This window comes from Amphritea atlantica (genome assembly GCF_018860855.1).
GTDB lineage: Bacteria > Pseudomonadota > Gammaproteobacteria > Pseudomonadales > Balneatricaceae > Amphritea > Amphritea atlantica_A.
In genome coordinates this window covers 122472-141963 of the sequence record NZ_JAHKQE010000044.1, presented here as the reverse complement: position 1 = coordinate 141963, position 19492 = coordinate 122472, and the positions used below count along the sequence as shown (strand labels likewise).

Sequence of the window (19492 nt, the reverse complement as noted above, 5' to 3'; positions counted from 1 at the left end):
GGTTATTCCATTTGGGTATCGGTGGCGAAGGTCTGCCGGAAGGTCAAGTTGATACGTCCCTCCAGCTGCCGACTGGTTTTTGGCACACTGTGATGCCAGTAATGTTGTAACTGACCTGACATTATCAGCAGAGAGCCGCTATTGAGCAAGTGTTCTTGTCGGGCAATATTTTTATTATAACGGTGCCGCAGCAGAAAACGTCTTGTCTGCCCTAGGCTGATGGAGGCGATCACTGGGTTTTTGCCGAGTTCGGGCTCGTCGTCGCTATGCCAACCCATGCTGTCTTGGCCGTGACGATAGTAGTTAATCAACACGGTATTAAAGGGCTGTTGGCTGAGTGTTTCGATACGGTCTTTGATGGCCTTTATCTGCGGGTGCCAGGGTTCTGTCTGTAGTGAGAGGCCTGAATATTGGTAATGTATGCCCGGCTCGCCTTGAAAACACTGCAACCGGGGAATGCTAACCACACGGCCAAACATGCGGATTTCGGGTTGCTGCCAATGTAGCTCCTTAAGTAAGGTCTGGTAAAGCTGTTGAGCCGCATCAAGGTGGATAAATGCCGGCTCGAATTGTAGCTCCCCCTGTGGCAGATGCGTTTTGTTCATGCCTGCAGCAGTTCCAGGGTTGCCAGCGCAATGGCTGAGGCGATTTCAATTTGGTTGCTGGGATGGGGAATCGTACGGCTGGTGATAACCTCGGCAACGGCTTGCAGCTGTGGGTAGGCATCGGCGGCAAAGATGCCATGCACTGCAATACAGGTGGTACGAGGCATTCCAGCCTGTTCGAGGTGGTTAATGGTTTCCAGCATGGTACGGCCACTCGAGATGATGTCATCGACTAACACCGGCGTATGCTGACGCCAACGTTCGATTTCCGGCAGGGTTACTTCGACGTCATAGTCGCCGCGGCGGATTTTATTGAGTACCTGAAAAGGTGCGTCGGCCAGTTCGGCTACTTGCGATACCCACTGTTCGCTTTCACTATCGGGGCCAATGAGCAGGGGCTTAGGGATATGGGTTTTAATCCAGTCGGCAATGAGCGGTGCAGCATGCACGACTCGAGAAGGGATGCTGTAGATCTCATCTAGCGAGTCGTAACGGTGTAGATGAGGGTCGACGGTAACCATAAAGTCGAGGGAGTCCGAGATCAATTTGGCAAATGGCCGTGAACTGACACATTCACCGGCATGAAACTGCTTATCTTGCCGCATATAGGCGAGATAGGGGGTGATTAAGCCAACTTTTAACGCGCCCATTTGCCGCAGTGTATAACTGAGCAGCAGTAGCCTGAGTATCTTGTTGTCCGGCTGATAGAGGTTGCAGAAGATCACGACGCTATGGTTTTGGCAGTCGGTGAGTACCCGCAGGTAACTCTCATCATCGGGAAAGCGACGTAACTCAATTTCACCGGGCTGCGCATCGAGGGCTTGGCACAACTGGGCGGCGAGTGCGGGATCGGATTCTAAGTTAATCAGAATGGTTTTCAATGACGCTCTCCTCGGTATTCAGTCTGATGATGTCAGGATGGCTTTCCAGATATTCGACAGCATAATTGAGTTCACCGGAACTTTCGGCATGAATCGTCAGTAGTGGGTCGTGCAGTTGTACCTGCTGACCGACTTTGACATGGATCACTAAGCCCGCCGTTGGATCGATAGGTGCCCCCGCCAGTTTTGCCACCTGTGCAAGGCGACGATTATCCACCTGTGTGACGAGCCCAGCTTTGTCGGCCATGAGCTTAAATCGGTAAGGGGCTTCACCGGGTTGTTTCATGCCGCCTTGGGCAATACAGATAGCGACAAATTTTTTCCATGCGAGGCCGCTTTCAAGCACCGTGGTGGCTTGTTTGAGACCGCAATGAGGGTCGACAACGCCAGCCATTTCCAACATAGTGGCGGCCATCGTTAGGGCTCTCTGTTTGAGGTCCTGAGGCGCATGGGTATCATTTTGTAATACCGCCATCACATCCTTGGCCTCAAGGGCTGGGCCAATACCGTTGCCCACCGGTTGAGTGCCATCGGTGTAGAGGATTTGAATTTTAATCCCCAGCTGTTCGCCAACTTTCATAAAAGACGCCGCCAGTTTATCCGCGGCTTGTTGTGTTCTTACTTTAGCGGTAGGGCCGACTGGAATATCGATCAAAACATGGGTTGCGCCGGCGGCTATTTTTTTCGACAGTACTGAGGCGATCAACTGTCCTTCGCTGTCGATATCAAGCGCTCTTTCGACCTGTATCAAGATATCATCTGAGGGGCTTAAGCGTACTGATCCACCCCATGCTAGGCAGGCGCCTTCCTGTTTCACCACCTGTTTCATCCGTTCGAGTGACAGGCTGACTTCAGTCATGGTTTCCATGGTGTCAGCGGTGCCGGCAGGAGAGGTGATCGCGCGAGATGAGGTCTTCGGCATGGTGAGGCCACTGGCCGCTAGAATCGAGACCACAATCGGCGTGGTGCGGTTGCCCGGTAAGCCGCCGACACAGTGTTTATCGATCACCATAGGTTGGCCCCAGTCGATCCGGCTACCGGAATCGATCATCGCACGGGTGAGGGCGATAATTTCCGCATCACTGAGTTTGTCATCACCACAAGCCGTGATAAAGGAGGCGATATGAACATCGGCATAGCGCCCATCAACGATATCGTTAATGATCTCTTGGAATTGCTGCTTATTCAGCGCATGACCATAGACCTTTGCACGGACATGCGACAAGGATTGCACTGGTCTGGGGTGAGATAACCAGACATTGTCATCGTTATTCAGCTGTAGTCTCAGCCAAGCTGACTCGGAAAAACCGATCTGGCCTCTACGTAGCATTTCGCCAGTAATGATATTAAGGGTGGCAATAATTTTACAGTGTTCGGTGTGAACCAAAACCCGTGACAGAGCGGAAAAACCTTCTGAGCGGCATACTGGACTGTCTGCTCTGAGGTAGATAATGGGTTCCTGGCGGGTGTCGATACCCAGCCGGCGTGCCTGTAATGTGGTCGCTCGTTCAGGGGTAGATATCATCTTTGCTTTGCTCCAATCCAGACGGATAAGTGACTGTCTGGCTGCCCATTGAATATGGTTTTTTAGTCTGTTTATAACAGAGAATATTAGCGCCTGTACATGCCATTGCCACTTTTATTGATGTGCAGTAAACATCTTAATTTACACGGTGGCGAGTTGTTAGATAGCTGATAGAATATTGCCATTTCAACATAGACAGACAAAGCAGGATACCATGGAACGTAGATTCACACTGATATTGGCCTGCCCAGATCGACTGGGTATTGTGGCAATGGTAAGTAACTTTATATCTAGCCATGGCGGTTCTATTGCCGACGCCAATCAGCATTCTGATAATTCGACCGGTTGTTTTTTTATGCGGGTTGAAATTGTTATCGCAGCAGGAAGCTTCGATCGCGAACAACTGATCGAGCAGTTTACGCCGATTGCGCAGTCCTTTCAGATGCGCTGGGAGATAAACGACATGACAATACCGAAGAAAGTGGTATTGATGGCCAGCCGTGATTCCCATTGCCTTGCCGACCTTCTGTATCGCCATCATGAAGGCGAACTGGATTGTGAGATCCCTTGTGTGATTTCCAACCATAATGATCTGCGTGACATGGTCGAGTGGCACGGTATTCCCTATCACCATGTGCCGGTGGATAAAGACAATAAGCAACCGCACTTCGAGCGCGTGCATCAGCTGATTGTTGAGCATGAAGCGGATACCATCGTGCTTGCGCGCTATATGCAAATTTTGCCGAGCAGCGTGTGCGATATTTATCGACATCGCATTATTAATATTCATCACAGTTTCTTACCCTCCTTTGCGGGCGCTAAACCCTATCATCAAGCCCATGAGCGTGGCGTAAAATTGATCGGTGCTACCTGTCATTATGTGACCGAAGAGCTGGATGCTGGCCCTATTATTGATCAGGATGTCGTTCGGATTAGTCATCGGGATCAACCGCAGGAGATGATTCGCTTGGGTAAAGACGTCGAGAAGACTGTGTTGGCACGAGGATTACGCTGGCATCTGGATGATCGGGTGCTGGTGCATGGCAATAAAACGGTTGTCTTTAACTGATCGTTAACGGGCCTGAAAAGCTCTTTTTTTAGTCTAATGCATCGATATTCGCCTAATTGATAGATCTCGAACAGTGTTTTATTACATTCCTCAGGCTAAGATTAAGTCACTATAAGCGCCGGCATAACCGGCCTGTACGACTATCTGATATCCAGTTGGAGGATTCTTGATGTTGCGATCTGTTAAAGCCAGTGACTACATGGCGAAACAACTGATTACCTTTACTCCCGACACCGATCTGTTTGAAGCGATAGATCAGTTATTAGAGCATCGGATTACCGGTGCCCCAGTGTTGAGTCAAGAAGGAGAATTAGTTGGGCTGCTGTCTGAGGCGGACTGTCTGAAAGCGATTCTGACACTGACCTATCATGAAGAAGAGGTGGGTGGTCGAGTTGGTGATCATATGTCAGCAGAAGTCTTTACCATCAACCATGATGCCGACATTATTTCGGTGGCAGAAGAGTTTATTACCAACAAAAGACGTCGCTTGCCGGTGCTAAAAAATGGTAAACTGATCGGCCAGATCAGTCGCCGCGATGTGTTACGTGCGGTTGGGCAGTTTGCTCAAGATGGTTGATCTGCTTCGTATCAGGGTTGTTGATTAGCTGGTATTCGCGGGTACCCGTGACTGAGTGAAACGTTGCCATATACTTGAGTTGAGTGACGCTTTTGTGAATGAAACTTTTGCTGAAACGCTTCTGTACTGGCTATAAAAGCGGCCCTGTTGTTATTTTCTGCGTTAGATTATTGGAATCATTATGAGTTTCCGTTTTCCGGAAAAACCCGTACTGTTTTATCCGTCGTTAGCACGTACGGTAGGCTCTGATGAAGCGATCCTTCTGGCGATATATCACGATTATATTCAACTACACGGCTTGCCTGATAAATCAGGTGTACCCTCCGCGGTATTGAGTCGTTCAGAGTGGCTATCACTGACCAGTTTCTGGGATGAAGATAAGTTGGCGATGGTAACCAGCAGTCTCGTTTCTCAGGGTTATATTCAAGCGTCCTTTGGTCATGGGCGGGCTATTAAGTTAGCGCTGGTCGATACTGATCAGACCATGGCTCAGCCCTCCGCTCCCGATTTTTCAGCAGAGGCCTCGGCCCCTGAAACGGTTACTGTTCAGGCGTTACCGGTGGTTGAACAGCCACCCGAACGGAATGAAATCAGCCGTCGAGTACAGCAGGCACAACCGCGCCGGCTCGGCCCCGCGCCCACTTTTGGTGGCAGCATTGGCTGGTCGAAAAGCCGTCAGGTAACCCCGAGTCGCCAGACCACGCCTGAGAATGATTTTGCTAGCCGCTTAAATGAGATTGAAGAGAAAAACCAAAAACTACACGCGATGTTTTTGGGGTGGAAGCCGTCACGGACGCTGCTCGATATGTTGCCGCGCCACAGCATCCCCGAGCCTTTTGCGGAACAGTTACTAGATGAGTTTATTCTCTATTGGTTGGATAAAGACCGCAAAGAATCCAACTGGGATCAAAAATTCCTTGCTTGGGTTAAGCGGGAATGGATTAATAAACAGACACGAGATGCGCGCAAACAGCGGGCAGACGAAGCAAATAAAGGTGTAAACCATGAAAACACCCGCCCAGATAATCGGGAAAAGCGCAAGCGGGTTACCGCAGCCATCATGGACATCAAGGACACCGACTGGTGAGCCGACAGAATCCACGGTAATCAGCAACGACACTAAAACGCTGATCAATATGCTGTTCGCTCGCTTTATGGCGATTTACGGGCATAAGTTTAAAAGCTGTTTTGAAACTCAGGATGAGATCCGCATCGCTAAACGCGAGTGGGCACTGAGTATGCAGGGCTACAGCGAAGCGGAACTGGTGTCGGCGATCAATCGCTGCAAAGAAACGCTGGCGTGGATGCCGACTATTTCTGAATTTATCACTATTCTGAACGAGCAGAGTGGTGATTTCGGTTTGCCGCCCGCGAAAATCGCCTATGAGGAGGTGTGCCGTTATGCGGATCATCCAACTCAGCATGAGTGGACTCACATTGCGCTCTATCATGCAGGCAAAGCCACCGGTTGGTTCCGTCTAAGAAGCGAAACCGAAGACCGAGTCTATCCTGACTTCCGTTATAACTATCAGGTTATCTGTCGTCGGGTGCGTGCCGGTGAAGACCTGAGTGTTGAGGTGCCGGTGGCACTGGAAAATAAAAGTGATAATACCCTAGTCGCTTTTATGCAACGCTGGGGCGAAGAGCAAAATATCAGCCCTGAAAAAGCCAGCACACTGCTGTTCTACCTCACCAAACCTGCAGGAACCGATGTGCGTGAGCGCTTCCGTCAGGCCAGTCAGCAACGGGCTGAAAGTTGGGGGTTAACGGTTAAACTGCCGGATGATTATCAATAGTAAACGCTGTTCTTTTGGCATTAAATCACTGCTGCTGTTTATAGATGCATCGCTGGCCCTCTACTCAGAGGGCCTTTGTTATCCGCTGTGTTCGTTTGTGTAATCCATCTCTTTTACCGTCGGCACACTCAAGCAAACGGAGATAAGATTGCTTGTTTGGGCCTCATTGCTTCCCTAGATGATTTCAAGCTAGACAAACTCAATGGAATAAAGCACATTCTAGTCTTCCTCTAATAAAAAAGGTTTTAGTTATGTTTAGCCATGTCATGCTGGGTGCGAATGATCTTGAAAAATCTAAGGTTTTTTATGATGCGATACTGGGGGTGTTGGGGTATGGGCCCGGCGTATTAGATGCAAAGGGGCGTTATCTGTATCTTAGCGATGGTGGTATTTTTATTATTACCAAACCCATTAATGGGGAAGCTGCTTTTCACGGTAATGGTATGACCACAGGATTTGCTGCTAGCTCTCCTGAGTTGGTTGAAGCTTGGCATGCTGCCGGTGTGGCGGCTGGAGGTGTTAGTTGTGAAGAGCCTCCTGGTGTTCGAGCTGGCGGCGATAAAAAAATATATTTGGCGTATTTGCGCGACCCATCTGATAATAAAATCTGTGCGGCGCATTTTATGTCTTAGCGCTGGGTGGGATAACCATTCAGTGATAACCGACATCAACCGGGAGCGTTCTGCTAACCGGAGATGTCGGTTTTTTATGTCTGATTTTTAAGTTCAGGCTTTTAGAGAAAACCATCACCAAACATCCCGCCAATTGCTTTGCTAAGAGCTTCACTACGCTCAGGCGAGCGAAACTGTTGCAGACTGAGTGCTCGTAACGTAGGAATAAACATCAAATCGGCCATGACGCGGTTAAAACAGGCTTGACCGGCGTTATTGTTTGCCAGCGTTTCTAAAAATAGTTGCAGTAGTTGTGGATACTGTAAGCTGGCCCAGCAGCGGCTGGCGAGGGCGGCAATGACTTCGGCTTCGCGGCCATAGGGGCTTTTCAGTACATCACTCAGCACCGAAACCTTTTGTTCACATTCTGGCGTTTGTGAGATGGCGCGTAATAGGGCGCCGATCTGGTTGGCTGATGCGCTGCCTTCGGTTACGGTGTTGTCTAGTCGTTGACGAATGGCGGCACTTAATGCCTCACCGGGTTGGATATGTTCGATAAAGGTACAGGCAGCCTCTAGCGGAACATCCGGTAGCTGAGGAAAAATCTCTGCAAGTTTTTGCTCATTATTACCCTGCTGATGACGTATTACATAATCGGCAATGCCTTGATAACCCAATGTATCCCAGCCACTAAGCTTTGTTTTTCCATGAAAATACTGTTTCGCCGCATCATAGTATGAAGATGCGGGTTGTCGGGTTGTCAGTTTAGCGGTGGCGTGGAAGGCCGCCATTTTTTCCTGATCAGGGGTGAAGCTAAAAGGGTTATCCTTTAAGGCATCACGATATTCTGTCGCGTCTGTTGGCTGATCCAGTGGGCCTTTGCCCATGGTGTTGCTCAGGTTCTGTAATAGTCGATTGAGAAAATCATCCCGTGCCGCCTGCACTAAGAATCCCTGCTCATCCAGTGGGAGCTTGAGAAACCAGACCACATTTTCATCCGCCTGTTTTGGGTTCCACATCAGAATAGCGATCCAGGCCTGATGTAGAAAAGGTTTGGGGTAAGGGATATGCCCCATTTCAATTTGACGGAAAGTATCGGGAGATAATTTGCTAATACAGCGGCCCATATCGAAGATACGGAACTGTGCTTCAGTTTGACGAATAAAATCGGTCAGTGTTTCAAAATGTGCCATGCTGCTGCCTGATAAGGTAAAAACGCCTGCTATTTTAACAGTGTGAGCAGTGCAGATACAGCAGCGCTGATGACCAATATCGGTTATTAATGACGTCTAGGCTGACATCAGGGCTGCGCGAAAAATCTGCTTTAGGATGTGCAAAACGATATATATTTCTTAATAACGATCTATAACGTTAGTTTTGTCGGTCGCTATTCGTTTTGTGTGCCGCGGGTCAATACGGCAATTTTAAATTGATGTTTAAATAATGATATTGGTCTTTAAATATCCGCTAATCGGGTGATAGGTGGACTCAGGCTTATCAGGCCATGCTCATCATAATCGGTATATGACGCTGCCAGGATGATTTTGAAGAAGTGATTCTGAAGGAATGAATCTGTGGTGTTGTCATTGTTTGTCCATTTTAAGGGAGTTTCATTGAGTAATTTTTTTATCGCTCTTGGGCGCTCGATGGCCGGCAGTTTACGTGATCTCCTGCCTATCGTATTGGTTATCGCTTTCTTTCAGTTAGTGGTTTTACATCAACCGATGCCTGATCTAGTTGGTTTGCTGACCGGTTTGCTGTGTGTGGTTGCGGGGCTAACGTTCTTTATCTACGGCTTAGAGATGGGGCTGTTTCCTGTCGGTGAAGTGCTAGCGAATGCCTTTGCTCGCAAGGGCAGTTTGTTATGGTTGCTGGTATTTGCGTTTTGTTTAGGGTTTGGCACCACGGTGGCTGAGCCCGCGCTGATTGCTGTAGCGGCAGAGGCGGCGTCGGTGGCGGCGGAAGGGGGCATGATAGAGGCGACTGATGCCGCGCAATCGAGTTATGCCGCCGGGCTTCGTTATACGGTCGCTTTTGCTGTTGGGTTAGCGATTGTGGTGGGGGTTATCCGCATACTTAAAGGTTGGCCAATTCACTATATGATTGCCATCGGCTATCTGTTGGTGGTTATTATGACAGGCTTCGCCCCCCGCGAAATTATCGGTATTGCCTATGATTCGGGAGGTGTAACCACGTCGACGATTACCGTGCCATTAGTGACCGCGTTAGGCGTGGGGTTGGCATCATCCATTGAAGGTCGTAATCCGATGATTGATGGTTTTGGTTTGGTCGCGTTTGCCTCACTGACACCGATGATTTTTGTGATGGCCTACGGCATGGTGATCTGATGGAAACATTATCGCAGTGGCTGGTTATTTTACTGTCTACCATCAAAGATGTGATACCGATAATGGCGATTATCTTTGGTTTCCAATTGCTAGTGATTCGCCGCCCCGTGCCTAATTTGAAGCGGGTATTGTTTGGTTTTATTTATGTGATTATCGGTCTGGCGCTGTTTCTATTGGGATTGGAAAAAGCGCTGTTTCCCATTGGCCGCTTGATGGCACAACAGCTGACCGATCCTGATTTTATCCGAGGCACCGGTGTTAGTGGGTCGATACATTGGGGCGATTATTACTGGGTATATATTTTTGCTTTCACGGTGGGGGCCAGTACTACAATTGCGGAACCCTCATTGATTGCGGTGGCGATTAAGGCGAATGAGGTCTCCGGTGGTGCGATTGGTGTATTGGGTTTACGTCTCGCCGTGGCCTTCGGTGTTGCGATAGGTATCAGTCTGGGAACGTGGCGGATTATCACTGGTTATCCATTACACTGGTTTATTATTCCAGGTTATATTTTTGTCGTGATTCAGACTTTTTTTGCACCTAAATTGATTGTGCCGCTGGCCTATGATTCCGGTGGAGTAACTACGTCAACGGTGACGGTGCCGTTAGTGGCAGCGCTGGGGTTAGGTTTAGCGAGTACGGTACCCGGGCGGAGTCCGTTGATCGACGGTTTTGGTTTGATAGCGTTTGCCAGTCTGTTTCCGATGATCACGGTGATGGGGTATGCACAGATGACTGAGATGGTGACCGCCCGAGACAAGCGTAGGCGGGAACGTGATGAAAAGCTTAACGAAGAATAGGACGGAAAGATGCACTTCAAACTGTTGTTAGTATTTGTTGAAGATTCTAAAACCGAACAAGTGATGAAAGCAGCCCGTGAAGCGGGTGCAACGGGCGCTACGGTGATTAATAAAGCACGCGGTGAAGGTGTAAATAAAACGAAAACATTCTTCGGTTTATCGTTGGAAACGCCTCGCGATGTCGTGTTATTTATTGTTGAGGAGCATCTGAGTCGCAAGATTCTAGAAACGATTGCGACGGTCGCTGATTTTGATGAAAAACCCAGTCAAGGGATCGCTATTCAGTTAGATATTGAAGATGCAGTGGGTGTTGCTCATCAGATTAAAACCCTGACCAATGTCGTTGAGGGTGAGTTATGAATGAACGTCTTGTTATTCGGGTGGAGGATGTGATGACACATAACTTTGCCATGGTTGATGGTTTGATCACGATTAAAGATGCGATTCATATCTATAAAGAGAGAAAAGTGGCCGCATTATTGGTGAACAAGCGTTATGAGGGTGATGAGTATGGCATTTTGTTGTTATCGGATATCGCCAAAAAGGTGTTAGCTAAGGATAGAGAGCCTGCCCGCGTGAATGTGTATGAGGTGATGACTAAGCCGGTGATCGGTGTCGATCCACAGATGGATGTGCGTTACTGCGCCCGTTTATTTGATAACTTTGGGCTGTCGATGGCGCCGGTTTTAAGCTGCGGAGAGGTGATGGGGTTGGTCGGTTATAATCAGATTGTTTTGGATGGTTTGCTTACCGATTAATAGCACTTGCTAGAGTGTGAGCCGTTATTCGATTATTGATTGGCTGTTGGTTAACAGTTGATCGAGACTGGTGAAATAGTCGATCAGCTTACTGCTTTTAATGCCACTACTGACGACCGCTTCTTGTGCCATGGGTGCCATGTTGCTGCTCGGTGGTAAAGATTGGCGCTGTTCGATGATCTGCTGAAAGCGTGGAACCATTATCCACTGCACCCACTGCCAGAAGCTGAGGGTGTCAATGGCGAACGGTTGAATGCTTTGCAGAGCTGACGCAGATGGCGGAGTGGCGGTCCAGACTGACCAAGCCCGCATCTCCGCTTCTATCTCTAATAATAGCTGTTGTAGCTCTGCGTAGACGGTCATTAACGTTGACGAGCCTGTTTCAGTGTGTCGGCAATCAAGAAAGCGAGTTCCAGAGCCTGATCCGCGTTCAAGCGAGGGTCACAATGGGTGTGGTAACGGTCGGCCAAACCTTCTTCAGTGATCTGGTAGGCGCCGCCAACACATTCGGTAACATTTTGGCCGGTCATCTCAAAGTGAACACCACCGGCGTAAGTGCCTTCCGCGCGATGAACTTCAAAGAAGCCTTTGACCTCTTTAAGAATATTACTCACGCTACGGGTTTTGTAGCCACTGCTGGCTTTAACAGTATTGCCATGCATTGGATCTGAACTCCAGACCACGTTGCGACCTTCCTCTTTTACTTTGCGTGCTAGCGGTGGCAGCAGTTCGGTAATGTTGTCGGCACCCATACGGCTAATCAGGGTTAATCGGCCGGGAAGGTTATCAGGGTTGAGTGCATCAATCAGGCGGATCAGCTCATCAGGCTTCATGGATGGGCCGACTTTAACGCCGATCGGGTTTTCTACACCGCGCAGGAATTCAATATGTGCGCCGTCTAGTTGACGAGTACGATCGCCAATCCAAAGCATGTGGGCAGAACAGTCATACCAGCGGTTAGTCAAACTGTCTTGGCGGGTAAGCGCCTGTTCATAGTTGAGCAGCAGCGCTTCGTGTGAGGTATACACGGTGGTTTCTTTCAGTTGTGGAACACTGTTGCTGCTGATGCCGCAGGCTTGCATAAAGGCCAAGGTGTCATCTATCTGGTTAGATAGATGCTGGTATTTTTCCCGCAGCGGGCTTTTTTGTACGAAGCCAAGGTTCCACTGATGTACTTTATGCAGATCGGCAAAGCCGCCTTGAGCAAAGGCACGCATCAAGTTAAGTGTTGATGTGGACTGGTTGTAGGCACGAATCAATCGCTGAGGGTCTGGCTGACGGGCGGCAGCATTAAATGCGATGTCGTTAATAATATCGCCACGGTAGCTAGGTAACTCAATACCGCCGATCACCTCGGTTCCGGCAGAGCGGGGTTTAGCATACTGTCCTGCGATACGGGCCAACTTGACCACAGGGCAACCGCCGGCAAAGGTCATGACAACCGCCATCTGTAATAATACTTGGAAGGTATTGCGGATATTGGTGGCACTGAATTCGGCAAAACTTTCAGCGCAGTCGCCACCTTGCAGTAGAAACGCTTTACCTTCCGCGACATCGCCTAGTTGTTGGTGCAGTGAGCGTACTTCACCGGCAAATACCAAGGGCGGTAGTTGTGCGAGTTCAGTTTCGACCTGTTTGACCGCATCACTATCCTGATATTCAGGCTGTTGCAGAATGGGTTTGCTTTTCCAGCTTTCTGGAGACCAGTTATCCATCAAAAAAATACCAAGTTGAAAGGAGACTATTTAAGGGGCTTCTATAGGGGGTAGTTTAGCGCTGTTCGCCTTTTCAGGTAAGGGCTGAACGGAGAAATTACGGGCTTTTGGTTAACTGCTGTGAGGCATTTTAAGGAAAAATGGGTTGGCGGTGGGGGATGGCCGCATAATCTTATGGGTTTGGCTTTGCATTGCACAATAGAGTTGTTTGAAATGATGCCGTATTTTGGGCTGTGATTGGCCTATGAGTGAGGCTCCTGTGTCGTTAAATAGCGGGGTGCGTGGCTTATTGGGTTAGATAAAAGCGCTTAAATAAAAGCACTTAACTAAAGGCTATCGGATAAAAATGCTTGGATAAGGCGTCGGCGTTGGGCATAAGACTATTGATGGGCCGCAGATTTCAGTGAAGTTGGTAAAATCAACGCCTTATAAAATTAAGCAGATAGATGATAAGAAGTGAGAGATCATGTCAGAACAGGATAAACAGAACGGATTAGAGGTTCGCACTCAAGTGATGGGCGAAGCCTTTGTTGCCCGTGCACAAGCCAATACCACTGAATTAACCGAGCCGCTGCAGGACTGGATTAACGAACATGCTTGGGGATCGACCTGGCAGCGTCCAGGTTTGCCTCGTTCTACCCGAAGTTTGGTCACCATTGCCATGTTGGCCGCGTTGAAAGCCCCTGCAGAGCTGAAAGGGCATGTTCGGGGTGCGCTTAATAATGGCTGTACCCCCGCGGAGATTCAGGAGGTGCTACTGCATTCTGTGGTGTATTGTGGCGCGCCAGCGGCACAGGAGGCGTTTCGTGCTGCGCAAGAGGTGTTAGATGAGTGGCAGGGCTAGGGACTGGTTAGGCCGATTCAAAGGCTTGTATGATCGGTCTGAGTTGATCGATTAGCTGGTTTGGAAACTGCCGGTAATCAGGGTAGGGCGTGAGAATGATGTTATCCCGCTGTAATAATCGGCCACTGGTTTCTATAGCGGTAAAGTCTTGTGGGTTTAGTCCTAATCTTTGCCAGCTGGCTTTGCCTGCGACGAGCTGTAGTTGTTGATGGTCGAGCAATTGGTCACCAAAGCAGATCGCTTCCTGCTGCTTTAGTAGTTGTTGATCTCGATAGGTACGCCAGTGCTGGTTTGGCGCTTGTAGCTTTGCCAGAATAATTAGGATCTTACGCCAGTGATTACCGTTTAAGGTGCATAGCCGCTCGTAATCCAGCGGGTGCTGTGGATCGATGATGGGCGGTGTGGGCAGGTAGAGCAATGTGGTGGCGGTATCGACATTACCCAGTGTTTGGCCCTTTAATACTTCACCGGTCAGCATGCCGCTTGAGGTGTTTGGTTGTACAGAGTTAAGCGTAGCGCACATTAGGCTGATTTAATTCCGCTCAAGTTGCGAAAGGTGATCTCTTTGGCGGTGTTAAGAAAATCGACCATAAAGTCGGCATCTTTCTGATCCTCACGAATCGCTGCATACAGGGTACACCAGACACCTTTTTCACCGAGAGGGCGAGAGGTGATGTATTCCTGCTCGATATACTGATGAATCGCCCAGTTGGGAAGTGCTGAGACGCCACGTCCGCTAGCGACGAGTTGCATAATCATTACGGTGAGTTCAGAGGTGCGAACCTCTTCGGGTTCAACGCCTGATGGGTCAAGAAAGTATTTAAAAACATCAAGGCGGTGCTGTTCTACCGGATAGGTGATCAGCGTTTGGTGCTCTAAGTCCTGAGGTTGAATCACTTTACGGGCCACCAGTTGATGCTGTTTACTCATGGCCAGCACGGATTCGTAAGTGAATAAGGGAATGTAGGCGATACCATTGCGCTCTTCTGGGGCCGCAGTGATAACTAGGTCAATATCCCCTCGGGCTAGTGCTGGTAAGGGTTGAAAGCTAAAACCAGTGGTCAGGTCCATCTCGACTTCGGGCCAGTTTTGACGGAAATGATCGATGGTGGGCATCAGCCAGTCAAAGCAGCTGTGACATTCGATACAGATATTTAGACGACCGGCCTCACCGCCTGCGAGTCGGGCGATATCTCGTTCTGCGTTACGGATCATCGGCAGCACTTCTTCCGCGAGGGTTAGAATGCGCTGTCCGGCGCTGGTAAAGCAGATGGGTTTGGTTTTACGAATGAAAAGAGAGCAGTCTAATCGGTCTTCGAGGTCTTTAATCTGATGAGAAAGTGCGGACTGTGTCAGGTGGATACGTTCGGCAGCTTCAACCAGACTGCCCGCATCTCTCAGTGCAGAAAGGGTTTTCAGGTGTCGAAGTTCGATCATGCTGGCAGACCTCAGAGTTTATGATGTGAACCAGAGTATAGTATGAATTGCGCTCATACGGCAGATTTGAATGAAATAAGGCCCACCTAGAGGTGAGCCTTATAACAAGAAGAGGCGGTTTGGCCAGTAAGAATACCGGCTCTCATCCTATTGAGCGGGTTTAACCAGTAAGAATTCCAACAGCGCTTTTTGTGCGTGTAAGCGGTTTTCTGCTTCGTCAAACACCACGGAACGAGGATCGTCCATCATTTCAGCACTGACCTCTTCACCACGGTGGGCGGGTAAACAGTGCATGAAGATTGCGTCGGGATCGGCCTGATCCATCAAGGCAGGCGTTACCTGAAAGCCTTTGAATTCCCGTTCGCGTTCTTTCTGCTCTTCTTCTTGGCCCATTGAAGCCCAGACATCGGTGACGATAAGGTGACTACCTTTAACGGCTTCTTCCGGTGTACGGAAAATACTGACCCGATCGCTATTGGCAGCAACCAGTTCTGGATTAGGATCAAACCCTTCAGGGCAAGCGATCTGCAGGTTGAAGTCAAATCGTCGAGCGGCATTGATATATGAATGACACATATTATTGCCATCGCCGATCCAGCTGACGGTTTTGCCTTTAATGTCGCCACGGTGTTCAAGGAATGTCTGCATATCGGCTAGCAGCTGACATGGATGGTACTCATCGGTCAGTGCGTTGATGACAGGCACGCGGGAATTAGCGGCAAAATTGGTCACAATTTCGTGCTCAAAGGTACGAATCATTACCACATCACACATGCTGGAGATGACGCGTGCACTGTCTTCGACCGGCTCACCACGACCCAATTGGGTATCTCTTGATGAGAGGAACAGGGCATGGCCTCCTAATTGAGCCATCCCCGCTTCAAATGAAACTCGAGTACGGGTGGATGATTTTTCAAAAATCATCGCCATGACTTGATTGGACAAAGGCGCGTAAATCTCGCCGTTGTTGCGGATCTGTTTTAGTTCAACTGCGCGGCGAATCAGCTTATTTAGCTCTTCAGACGTCAGGTCGAGTAGGGTGAGAAAATGTCGTGTAGTCATAATTTAGAAAGTCCGCCTAAGCAAGCTTTTGCTCAGAGTCAGTTATTCGTCAGCCATATAGACTTTGATGATACGGGATACGGTGTTAACCAGTAATTCCGCTTCGGTATCGCTCATAATTAGAGGTGGTAACATACGTACAACCTTACCACCGCCGGTGATGTTGAGCAGCACTCCTTTTACTTTACAGAGAACTGCCAACTCGGTACCGGCCTCGGTCAACTCAATGGCCAATAATAGGCCTTGATGTCGAATTTCTTTTACATAGGCAGCGTCACCTAGCTGGGCACGAAAGCCATCAGCGATCTTATCGCCTAATTCAGCAGCGCGCTGTGCTAGTTTTTCATCGGTAATGGTATTAACAACGGCTAATGCGGCGGCGCAACACAGAGGGTTACCTCCGTAGGTTGATCCGTGGTTACCGGGTACAAATACTTCGGCTGCTTTACCGCGAGCAAGACAGGCGCCGATAGGAACGCCGTTACCTAGCCCTTTCGCGGTGGTGACCACATCAGGCAGGATACCTTTTTGCTGATAGGCAAAGTAGGTGCCGGAGCGACCGTTACCGGTTTGTACTTCATCGAGCATTAACAGCAGATCGTTAGCATCACAGATGTCTCGCAGTTGATTGAGGTAATCATCCGCTGGAATAACAATACCGCCTTCGCCTTGAATCGGCTCAACTAAAATGGCAACCACGTTGCTATTGTTGGCAATAATGTTTTTAACCGCTTCAACATCATTGTACGGAGCGCGGACAAAACCACTAACCAATGGCTCAAAGCCCGCTTGAGCAGAGCGGTTCCCAGTGGCGCTCAATGTCGCCATGGTGCGGCCGTGGAATGAACCTTCAAAGACGATCGTTGTAGGCGTTTCGATTCCTTTGGAGTGACCGTATTTACGGGCGATCTTAATTGCCGCTTCATTGGCTTCGGCCCCTGAATTACCGAAAAAGACATTGTCCATTCCGGAAATCTGGGTCAGGCGTTCAGCTAGTCGTTCCTGATTAGGGATGGTGTACAGGTTAGACGTATGAATCAGTTGGCTGGCCTGTTCACTGATAGCCGTCGTAACAGCTGGATGGGCATGACCTAGGCCGCAAACGGCAATGCCGCTCAGCGCATCTAGATATTTGTTGCCATCTGTATCAAACAGCCAGCAGCCTTGTCCGTGACTAAATGCAACGGAAAGACGCGTGTAAGTATTCATAACGGGCTGTGTAGACATTTAAGTCCCTCTGGTTAGTCTCTCTGCCAGTCCCTCTACACAACGCAAATCGCCTGTCTGTATGGGGCCGTCGAACGGAAAAACCAGCCATTCTATGTACTTGCTCGGCAATAAGCAAGATAGGCAATCAAAGTTGAAATTACTTGAGATTAAACGAGCTGACCCCATATAGTTTTATATGACGTTTTTCTAATCAGCGTTTATGATAATGGCGAGCAAGCTTGTTGATTATTTTTACGTAATACCTGAGTAAATTGATCGGGTTTATGCTAGGATTTCTTCATCAAATATTGATTAATGCCAGAGATCTGGCGACCAGTTAAAGCATAGGTAAGTTTATGAGCGTTGTAGATACGATTAAAGAGCAACTTGAAGCTAATGATATCCTCTTATATATGAAGGGTACTCCACGTTTTCCTCAGTGCGGATTTTCATCCCGTGCGTCTGAAGCGATCATGTCCTGTGGCGCTCGTTTTGCATTTGTTAATATTCTGGAAAGCCCTGAAATCCGTGCCGAGCTGCCTAAATATGCTAACTGGCCTACTTTTCCACAGCTGTGGATTAAAGGCGAATTGGTCGGTGGTTGCGACATCATTGCTGAGATGGCGGCTAACGGCGAGCTGAAAGAGTTGATCGATTCGGTTGCTTCTGAAGACGATTCTGCTGCCAGCTGAAACAGACTGTAAGCATTTAGAACATATCCTCTGGAGTGTTCTAAATGGGTCAAGGTTCTGATAGACGCAGTTTATCGTTTCCATAGTTGTCTTTAATTAGTCTTCTATTGCGACTGACACTAAGCTGCTTCTACTTTTGATTTTTTCACATTATGTAAATACTTTATTTACATAATGCTTTAACACACTATTTAACCATGGAGATATAAAATGGGCGTATTAGTAGGTAAGCAAGCTCCGGATTTCACAGCTGCTGCGGTACTGGGTAATGGCGACATCGTTGATTCTTTCACTCTGTCTGAAGCCATTAAAGGTAAGAAAGCGGTTGTTTTCTTTTACCCATTGGATTTCACCTTTGTTTGTCCGTCTGAGCTGCTGGCTTTTGATCACCGCATCGAAGAGTTCACAAAGCGTAATGTTGAAGTGATTGGTGTTTCTATCGATTCCCACTTCTCTCATAATGCATGGCGCAACACCCCTGTTGATCAGGGCGGTATCGGTCCTGTTAAGTACACCCTGGTTGCTGATATGACTCACAGCATCTGCCAGTCTTACGATGTTGAATCTGAAGGCGGCATGGCTTTCCGTGGTTCTTTCCTGATCGACGAAGATGGTCTGGTACGTCACCAAGTTGTTAACGATCTGCCACTGGGTCGTAACGTTGATGAAATGCTGCGTATGGTTGATGCACTGGCATTCCACCAGAAAAATGGCGAAGTTTGCCCAGCAGGCTGGACTGAAGGCGACAAAGGTATGGACGCATCTCCTGCAGGCGTTGCTGCTTACCTGAGCGAAAATGCTGACACTCTGTAATATTTAGCACTAGTGCTAAAACTAAAAACGCGCCTAAGGGCGCGTTTTTTTATGGCTTGCGTTTAACGGTGGACCGATAGGTGATTAGCCTTGATTATCCAGCGTTAAGTTGATTATTCGAAGCGTGATTCTGCCATCTGCCAGCCACCAAGATCTTTCCAACGATTGACGATAGTGCAGAATAGCTCGGCTGTTTTCATCGTATCGTACAGTGCAGAGTGAGCTTGTTTGCCATCAAAGTCGATATCGGCGAGTTCACAGGATTTAGCCAGTACGGTATGACCAAAAGCCAAGCCTGCGAGTGTCGCGGTATCGAAGGTTGAGAATGGGTGAAAAGGATTGCGTTTGATATCACAACGTTCTGCTGCTGCGGTGACAAAACCGTGGTCAAAAGAGGCATTGTGACCGACTAAGATAGCGCGCTTACAGTTGTGGGATTTAACGGCCTTGCGAATTGGCTTGAAGATTTTTTCCATCGCTTCTGCTTCAGCGATGGCGCCACGCAATGGATTAAACGGGTCAATGCCGGTGAAGTCTAGGGCGGCTTGTTCTAAATTTGCACCTTCGAATGGCTCGACATTGTATTCGTAGCTTTCGTCGATCAGCATGTTGCCATCATCATCCATGGTGAGGGTGACGGCTGCGATCTCCAACAGAGCATCGGTCTGGGAATTAAATCCGGCGGTTTCCACGTCGATAACAACGGGCAGATAACCGCGAAAACGATTCGACATTGGGTGCTGGTACTGA

General features: G+C 48.7%; 23 protein-coding genes. 12 read left to right on the top strand and 11 right to left on the bottom strand.

What is annotated here, in order from left to right; all coding sequences use genetic code 11:
• Positions 1-2 precede the first annotated feature (2 nt).
• From KO512_RS18585 to KO512_RS18575, 3 genes are read right to left on the bottom strand one after another with little or no spacing between them, the layout of a single operon-like run.
• A complete protein-coding gene (locus KO512_RS18585) occupies positions 3-605 on the bottom strand; it encodes an alpha-ketoglutarate-dependent dioxygenase AlkB family protein (RefSeq protein WP_215953810.1) in 603 nt (200 codons plus the stop codon).
• A complete protein-coding gene (locus KO512_RS18580; protein ID WP_215953809.1) occupies positions 602-1486 on the bottom strand; it encodes a ribose-phosphate pyrophosphokinase in 885 nt (294 codons plus the stop codon). The genes KO512_RS18585 and KO512_RS18580 overlap by 4 nt, the downstream gene beginning before the upstream one ends.
• Entirely contained in the window at positions 1467-3011 is a 1545-nt protein-coding gene (locus KO512_RS18575) for a thymidine phosphorylase family protein (protein ID WP_215953808.1), read from the bottom strand. Before KO512_RS18575 ends, KO512_RS18580 begins: the two co-directional genes overlap by 20 nt.
• Before the next feature lie 214 nt (positions 3012-3225).
• Between KO512_RS18575 and purU the strand changes: the two genes are divergently transcribed.
• The 5 genes from purU to KO512_RS18550 all read left to right on the top strand — a co-directional run bounded on the left by purU (position 3226) and on the right by KO512_RS18550 (position 7085).
• Positions 3226-4080: a formyltetrahydrofolate deformylase gene (gene purU / locus KO512_RS18570; protein WP_215953807.1), complete on the top strand. Its 855-nt coding sequence runs from the start codon at positions 3226-3228 to the stop codon at positions 4078-4080.
• A gap of 169 nt (positions 4081-4249) precedes the next feature.
• A complete protein-coding gene (locus KO512_RS18565) occupies positions 4250-4657 on the top strand; it encodes a CBS domain-containing protein (protein ID WP_215953806.1) in 408 nt (135 codons plus the stop codon).
• A 181-nt stretch (positions 4658-4838) separates the two neighbouring features.
• Complete coding sequence (locus KO512_RS18560) at positions 4839-5744, top strand: DnaT-like ssDNA-binding domain-containing protein (protein WP_215953805.1); 906 nt, start codon at positions 4839-4841, stop codon at positions 5742-5744.
• On the top strand, positions 5662-6453 hold the full coding sequence (locus tag KO512_RS18555) for a replication protein P (protein WP_252735115.1): 792 nt from the start codon (positions 5662-5664) through the stop codon (positions 6451-6453). Before KO512_RS18560 ends, KO512_RS18555 begins: the two co-directional genes overlap by 83 nt.
• Positions 6454-6704: 251 nt before the next feature.
• Entirely contained in the window at positions 6705-7085 is a 381-nt protein-coding gene (locus KO512_RS18550) for a VOC family protein (RefSeq protein WP_215953804.1), read from the top strand.
• 101 nt (positions 7086-7186) lie between these two features.
• Here KO512_RS18550 and KO512_RS18545 read toward each other — a convergent pair whose 3' ends face one another.
• Positions 7187-8257, bottom strand: a complete 1071-nt coding sequence (locus KO512_RS18545) for a DUF3549 family protein (RefSeq protein ID WP_215953803.1) — start codon at positions 8255-8257, stop codon at positions 7187-7189.
• A gap of 453 nt (positions 8258-8710) precedes the next feature.
• Here KO512_RS18545 and KO512_RS18540 point away from each other — a divergent pair, with 453 nt between their 5' ends.
• Genes KO512_RS18540 through KO512_RS18525 form a run of 4 tightly spaced genes read left to right on the top strand, consistent with a single transcriptional unit; the run spans position 8711 to position 10970 of the window.
• Complete coding sequence (locus KO512_RS18540; protein ID WP_215953858.1) at positions 8711-9412, top strand: DUF1538 domain-containing protein; 702 nt, start codon at positions 8711-8713, stop codon at positions 9410-9412.
• The gene (locus KO512_RS18535) at positions 9412-10212 is read left to right on the top strand and encodes a DUF1538 domain-containing protein (RefSeq protein WP_215953802.1); all 801 of its coding nucleotides are present in this window, start codon (positions 9412-9414) and stop codon (positions 10210-10212) included. Before KO512_RS18540 ends, KO512_RS18535 begins: the two co-directional genes overlap by 1 nt.
• A 9-nt stretch (positions 10213-10221) precedes the next feature.
• Positions 10222-10572 carry a P-II family nitrogen regulator gene (locus KO512_RS18530; protein ID WP_215953801.1) on the top strand — a complete coding sequence of 117 codons (351 nt, stop codon included), beginning with the start codon at positions 10222-10224 and terminating at the stop codon, positions 10570-10572.
• On the top strand, positions 10569-10970 hold the full coding sequence (locus tag KO512_RS18525; RefSeq protein WP_215953800.1) for a CBS domain-containing protein: 402 nt from the start codon (positions 10569-10571) through the stop codon (positions 10968-10970). Before KO512_RS18530 ends, KO512_RS18525 begins: the two co-directional genes overlap by 4 nt.
• A 24-nt stretch (positions 10971-10994) precedes the next feature.
• Here the strand turns inward: KO512_RS18525 and KO512_RS18520 are convergent, their stop codons facing one another.
• Positions 10995-11333: a YqcC family protein gene (locus tag KO512_RS18520; RefSeq protein WP_215953799.1), complete on the bottom strand. Its 339-nt coding sequence runs from the start codon at positions 11331-11333 to the stop codon at positions 10995-10997.
• Positions 11333-12685 carry a class II 3-deoxy-7-phosphoheptulonate synthase gene (locus KO512_RS18515; RefSeq protein ID WP_215953798.1) on the bottom strand — a complete coding sequence of 451 codons (1353 nt, stop codon included), beginning with the start codon at positions 12683-12685 and terminating at the stop codon, positions 11333-11335. Before KO512_RS18515 ends, KO512_RS18520 begins: the two co-directional genes overlap by 1 nt.
• Before the next feature lie 466 nt (positions 12686-13151).
• Here KO512_RS18515 and KO512_RS18510 point away from each other — a divergent pair, with 466 nt between their 5' ends.
• Positions 13152-13529, top strand: coding sequence for a carboxymuconolactone decarboxylase family protein (locus KO512_RS18510; protein ID WP_215953797.1), 378 nt, complete (start codon positions 13152-13154; stop codon positions 13527-13529).
• Positions 13530-13536: 7 nt separating this feature from the next.
• Here the strand turns inward: KO512_RS18510 and KO512_RS18505 are convergent, their stop codons facing one another.
• From KO512_RS18505 to KO512_RS18490, 4 genes are all read right to left on the bottom strand, one after another.
• A complete protein-coding gene (locus tag KO512_RS18505) occupies positions 13537-14052 on the bottom strand; it encodes a DUF6942 family protein (RefSeq protein WP_215953796.1) in 516 nt (171 codons plus the stop codon).
• The gene (locus KO512_RS18500; RefSeq protein WP_215953795.1) at positions 14052-14966 is read right to left on the bottom strand and encodes a LysR family transcriptional regulator; all 915 of its coding nucleotides are present in this window, start codon (positions 14964-14966) and stop codon (positions 14052-14054) included. The genes KO512_RS18505 and KO512_RS18500 overlap by 1 nt, the downstream gene beginning before the upstream one ends.
• A 147-nt stretch (positions 14967-15113) precedes the next feature.
• Positions 15114-16028, bottom strand: a complete 915-nt coding sequence (gene argF, locus KO512_RS18495; RefSeq protein WP_215953794.1) for an ornithine carbamoyltransferase — start codon at positions 16026-16028, stop codon at positions 15114-15116.
• A 42-nt stretch (positions 16029-16070) separates the two neighbouring features.
• On the bottom strand, positions 16071-17255 hold the full coding sequence (locus tag KO512_RS18490; protein WP_215953793.1) for an aspartate aminotransferase family protein: 1185 nt from the start codon (positions 17253-17255) through the stop codon (positions 16071-16073).
• Between the two features lie 338 nt (positions 17256-17593).
• Between KO512_RS18490 and grxD the strand changes: the two genes are divergently transcribed.
• Both grxD and KO512_RS18480 read left to right on the top strand, forming a co-directional pair.
• On the top strand, positions 17594-17929 hold the full coding sequence (gene grxD / locus KO512_RS18485; RefSeq protein ID WP_215953792.1) for a Grx4 family monothiol glutaredoxin: 336 nt from the start codon (positions 17594-17596) through the stop codon (positions 17927-17929).
• Positions 17930-18139: 210 nt separating this feature from the next.
• Positions 18140-18742 carry a peroxiredoxin gene (locus KO512_RS18480; RefSeq protein WP_215953791.1) on the top strand — a complete coding sequence of 201 codons (603 nt, stop codon included), beginning with the start codon at positions 18140-18142 and terminating at the stop codon, positions 18740-18742.
• 113 nt (positions 18743-18855) lie between these two features.
• On the opposite strand, the gene rnt is transcribed toward KO512_RS18480, so the two are convergent.
• Positions 18856-19476 (bottom strand): ribonuclease T, encoded by a 621-nt coding sequence (gene rnt / locus KO512_RS18475; RefSeq protein WP_215953857.1) that lies wholly within the window; start codon positions 19474-19476, stop codon positions 18856-18858.
• Positions 19477-19492: the final 16 nt, after the last annotated feature.

Excerpts from the sequence above, each read along its gene's own strand:
- KO512_RS18490 (WP_215953793.1), bottom strand. The coding sequence starts at position 17,255 with ATGTCTACACAGCCCGTTATGAATACTTACACGCGTCTTTCCGTTGCA.
- purU (WP_215953807.1), top strand. The coding sequence starts at position 3,226 with ATGGAACGTAGATTCACACTGATATTGGCCTGCCCAGATCGACTGGGT.
- KO512_RS18545 (WP_215953803.1), bottom strand. The coding sequence starts at position 8,257 with ATGGCACATTTTGAAACACTGACCGATTTTATTCGTCAAACTGAAGCA.
- KO512_RS18500 (WP_215953795.1), bottom strand. The coding sequence starts at position 14,966 with ATGATCGAACTTCGACACCTGAAAACCCTTTCTGCACTGAGAGATGCG.
- KO512_RS18575 (WP_215953808.1), bottom strand. The coding sequence starts at position 3,011 with ATGATATCTACCCCTGAACGAGCGACCACATTACAGGCACGCCGGCTG.
- KO512_RS18520 (WP_215953799.1), bottom strand. The coding sequence starts at position 11,333 with ATGACCGTCTACGCAGAGCTACAACAGCTATTATTAGAGATAGAAGCG.
- KO512_RS18530 (WP_215953801.1), top strand. The coding sequence starts at position 10,222 with ATGCACTTCAAACTGTTGTTAGTATTTGTTGAAGATTCTAAAACCGAA.
- KO512_RS18560 (WP_215953805.1), top strand. The coding sequence starts at position 4,839 with ATGAGTTTCCGTTTTCCGGAAAAACCCGTACTGTTTTATCCGTCGTTA.
- KO512_RS18555 (WP_252735115.1), top strand. The coding sequence starts at position 5,662 with ATGAAAACACCCGCCCAGATAATCGGGAAAAGCGCAAGCGGGTTACCG.
- KO512_RS18550 (WP_215953804.1), top strand. The coding sequence starts at position 6,705 with ATGTTTAGCCATGTCATGCTGGGTGCGAATGATCTTGAAAAATCTAAG.
- KO512_RS18525 (WP_215953800.1), top strand. The coding sequence starts at position 10,569 with ATGAATGAACGTCTTGTTATTCGGGTGGAGGATGTGATGACACATAAC.
- KO512_RS18565 (WP_215953806.1), top strand. The coding sequence starts at position 4,250 with ATGTTGCGATCTGTTAAAGCCAGTGACTACATGGCGAAACAACTGATT.
- KO512_RS18505 (WP_215953796.1), bottom strand. The coding sequence starts at position 14,052 with ATGTGCGCTACGCTTAACTCTGTACAACCAAACACCTCAAGCGGCATG.
- grxD (WP_215953792.1), top strand. The coding sequence starts at position 17,594 with ATGAGCGTTGTAGATACGATTAAAGAGCAACTTGAAGCTAATGATATC.
- rnt (WP_215953857.1), bottom strand. The coding sequence starts at position 19,476 with ATGTCGAATCGTTTTCGCGGTTATCTGCCCGTTGTTATCGACGTGGAA.
- argF (WP_215953794.1), bottom strand. The coding sequence starts at position 16,028 with ATGACTACACGACATTTTCTCACCCTACTCGACCTGACGTCTGAAGAG.
- KO512_RS18535 (WP_215953802.1), top strand. The coding sequence starts at position 9,412 with ATGGAAACATTATCGCAGTGGCTGGTTATTTTACTGTCTACCATCAAA.
- KO512_RS18480 (WP_215953791.1), top strand. The coding sequence starts at position 18,140 with ATGGGCGTATTAGTAGGTAAGCAAGCTCCGGATTTCACAGCTGCTGCG.
- KO512_RS18540 (WP_215953858.1), top strand. The coding sequence starts at position 8,711 with ATGGCCGGCAGTTTACGTGATCTCCTGCCTATCGTATTGGTTATCGCT.
- KO512_RS18585 (WP_215953810.1), bottom strand. The coding sequence starts at position 605 with ATGAACAAAACGCATCTGCCACAGGGGGAGCTACAATTCGAGCCGGCA.
- KO512_RS18515 (WP_215953798.1), bottom strand. The coding sequence starts at position 12,685 with ATGGATAACTGGTCTCCAGAAAGCTGGAAAAGCAAACCCATTCTGCAA.
- KO512_RS18510 (WP_215953797.1), top strand. The coding sequence starts at position 13,152 with ATGTCAGAACAGGATAAACAGAACGGATTAGAGGTTCGCACTCAAGTG.